At 37.3% G+C, this 3093-nt stretch carries 1 protein-coding gene; it reads right to left on the minus strand.

Annotated elements, in window-relative coordinates:
- Positions 1-193: 193 nt before the first annotated feature.
- Complete coding sequence (locus DRF58_RS17850) at positions 194-2890, minus strand: copper-transporting P-type ATPase (protein ID WP_116037292.1); 2697 nt, start codon at positions 2888-2890, stop codon at positions 194-196.
- Between the last annotated feature and the right edge of the window lie 203 nt (positions 2891-3093).

The raw sequence follows: 3093 nt of genomic DNA on the forward strand, positions 1-3093 counted from the left end.
TAACCGCTTATTGCTTCTTTCCAAAAAAACCGTCACTCAACTTGAAAAAAGTAAATGACGGTCAATTATTTTTAAACTTCGCTTAAACCGAACTCAGGTTAATTAATAAGAATAAAAATTTAAGGCACAAAGTTTTTCCTTGTGCCTTAAAACATTATTAAAAAAAATAACTCCTTGTGTCTTTGTGTTTAACTCAAATCTCTAATTTCACATTATTCAATCTCAAAGAATTTAAAATCACAGAAACCGAACTGAAACTCATCGCGGCAGCCGCAATCATCGGACTTAACAAAATACCGAAAAAAGGGTAGAGCAAACCAGCAGCTAACGGAATTCCCAAAACGTTGTAGATAAAAGCAAAGAACAGATTTTCTTTGATGTTTTGCAATAGTTTTTCACTCAATATTTTTGATTTTGCTACACCAAGAATATCGCCTTTTAATAATGTAATTTCGGCACTTTCTATCGCGGCATCAGTTCCTGTTCCCATTGCGATTCCGATGTTGGACTGGGCTAAAGCAGGCGCATCATTGATTCCGTCTCCGGTCATTGCTACGATTTTTCCTTCGCTTTGCAGTTTTTTGATTTCGTTCATTTTGTCCTCTGGGAGACAGTTGGCTTTGTAATGTTGGATTCCCAATTCTGTTGCGACAGCTTTTGCGGTATGTTCGTTGTCGCCGGTCATCATTATCACTTCGATGTTTTGAGAATGGAGATAATCGATGGCTTGTTTTGAAGTGGCTTTTATTTGGTCTGAGAAACTTAAGAATCCAAGAACTTTTCCATCTTTTGCTAAGTAAGAAATGGTTTTTGCTTGCTCTTGACTTATAATTACTTTTTGTTTTAAATCTTCCGGAATTTCAATATTGAAATGTTTTAATAAAGCCTCATTTCCTAATAAAACTTCTTCTTGATTAATGGTTCCTTTTACACCTTTTCCAGAGATATTTTCGAAGTTCTGAACTTTTTCTAGTTGTAAGTCAATATTGTCACGCTGAGACTCTCGAAGCGCACTTAAAACCGCATTAGACAAAGGATGCTCAGAATTCTGATTTAATGAGCCTGCTAATTTTAAAATTTTTTCCCGTTGGTCAAGATACGCTTCGCTTGATTCATTTTTATCTGTATTTTCAAGTGGTTCAATATGGTCAAGACTTGGTTTTCCTTCTGTCAGAGTTCCGGTTTTATCTGTAATCAGAACATTGATTTTGTGCATCTCTTCAAGAGCTTCCGCATTCTTGATTAAGATTCCGTTTTGTGCTCCTTTTCCAATTCCAACCATCAGACTCATTGGTGTTGCCAAACCTAATGCGCACGGACAAGCGACAATCAGAACAGCAACAGCATTCACGAATGCATAAATCAACTTATTCTCTCCTCCGAAAATGTACCATAAAACGAATGTCAGAACAGCAATCCCAATAACAGTCGGAACAAATATCTTCGAGATTTTATCTGCCAATTTCTGAATCGGAGCTTTGCTTCGGCTGGCTTCGTTGACCATTCTGATGATTTGAGAAAGCAAAGTTTCATCGCCGACTTTTTCGGCTTTCATCAGAAAACTTCCGTTGCCGTTAATCGTTCCCGAAGTGACTTTATCATTAGTTTTTTTTTCAACAGGAATTGGTTCTCCTGTAATCATTGATTCATCAACATTGGAATTACCTTCGATAATTTTTCCGTCAACAGGAACTTTTTCACCAGCTTTGACTCTTAATATATCATTGATTTTAACTTCTGCTAATGATACTTTTTTCTCGTTTCCGTCAACAATCACATTGGCTGTGTCGGGTGACAAATTCATCAAAGCTTCGATGGCTTTTCCAGTTTTCATATGTGCTCTCGCTTCCATCATTTGTCCCATAATGACTAAGGTCAAAATCACACAAACAGATTCGAAATAGAGTGGAACGTTTCCGCCGTGAGCCAATTCGTGTGGAAGAATATTGGGGAAGAATAATGCAACTAAACTAAATATCATTGCAGATGCAACGCCCAAAGCAATCAATGAAAACATATTGAGATTCCAGGTTTTGAAGGAAACCCAGCCTCGTTTCATCACAAACCAACCTGCATAAAACAGAACCGGTAACGTCAGAATTAATTCTAAAATTCCTTGAACCTGATGAGAAAATGGCCAATCAATGAACATCCCACCCATCGATAAAATAAAAACAGGAACAGAAAATCCTAAAGCTGTCCAGAATTTTCTCTTTAATATTTTGTAAGTTTCATCTTCGTGGTCATTATCTTTTGATGGTTTTGGAACGAGGTCCATTCCGCAAATTGGGCAATTCCCGGGTTCGTTTTGTACAATCTCAGGATGCATTGGACAAGTGTATTCAACAGCTTTTTTTTCTGGGATTTTGACTAAATCCATTCCGCAAACGGGACAACCCACGTTGGAATCATAAACCTTATCGCCTTCACAGAACATTGGGCAATAGTATTTTCCAGCGTTTTTTGATTGATTAATTGTTGGTTTATGATGATTGTGAGAATGATGTTGATGAGTACCTTCTGCTCCACTCAGAGTGACACTGTTGTTCACAAGTTCCTGCGTGATTGGCTCCAAATGCATATGACAAACCGGACAACCGGAATCAGACTCATAAGTTTTGTCGCCTTCGCAGAACATCGGACAAAAATAGTCTCCGATTTTATCTTTAAAACTTTCCGGCAAATTGGTTTTGGAATAAGTTTGTGGTTTATTTCTGTGGTCTTCGCGCTCTTCTATTGGAACGAGGAACATGTTACAAACCGGACATCTGCCTTGCTTGAAATAAAGTTTGTCTCCTTCGCATTCCATCGGGCAATAATAGACGGAACTTGGCGAAATTCTTTGATTGGGATGTAGATTGTCGTGATTATGATGATTGTGGTTTTCCATTTTTCTTAAATTTTTTAACACAAGTGCATAAGGTTTTTGATTAGTAATTCGATGTTTTTAAGGTCACAAAGATTACTTAGCTTCGCTCAGGTTATTATTAATTAACCTGAGTTCGGTTTAAGCGAAGTTTAAAAATAATTGACCGTCATTTACTTTTTTCAAGTTGAGTGACGGTTTTTTTGGAAAGAAGCAATAAGCGGTTA

The sequence above is a fragment of the Epilithonimonas hispanica genome (genome assembly GCF_003385395.1).
Lineage (GTDB): Bacteria > Bacteroidota > Bacteroidia > Flavobacteriales > Weeksellaceae > Epilithonimonas > Epilithonimonas hispanica.

Excerpts from the sequence above, each read along its gene's own strand:
- DRF58_RS17850 (WP_116037292.1), bottom strand. The coding sequence starts at position 2,890 with ATGGAAAACCACAATCATCATAATCACGACAATCTACATCCCAATCAA.